Raw genomic sequence first — 325 nt, forward strand, 5'->3', positions numbered from 1 at the left:
CCCCGTATGGGTCCCCTCCCCCGAGGTCGAAGGCATCAGGGACCTCGCCGGCGCCTACGACGGGGCGACCGCGCGCCTGGCGACCGCCAAGCAGCGGCTGCTCGCCTTCCTAGCAAAGCGGGGGTTCGTCTACGGCGGCACCACGCCCGCCGGCAACCCGAGGAAGTACTGGACCTACGACTTCCTGAGGTGGCTCGACAAGGTCAGGCCGGAGGACGATGGCGGGGTTCGGACGCTCGCCGCCCTGAGGAACGAGGTCGAGGCCGCGGCGGAGGCCCGGGCGGACCTGCTCTCCGAGTACAGGGCCGCCGTGGATGCCAGCCCG

The 325-nt window shown here is 72.3% G+C and carries 1 protein-coding gene; it reads left to right on the forward strand.

The window, feature by feature from the left end; all coding sequences use genetic code 11:
• On the forward strand, positions 1–325 hold a 325-nt coding region (locus ACTQ0H_RS09360), incomplete at both ends, for a hypothetical protein (protein WP_441548094.1).

It is taken from the genome of Collinsella sp. LCP21S3_A3, from assembly GCF_052118905.1.
Lineage (GTDB): Bacteria > Actinomycetota > Coriobacteriia > Coriobacteriales > Coriobacteriaceae > Collinsella.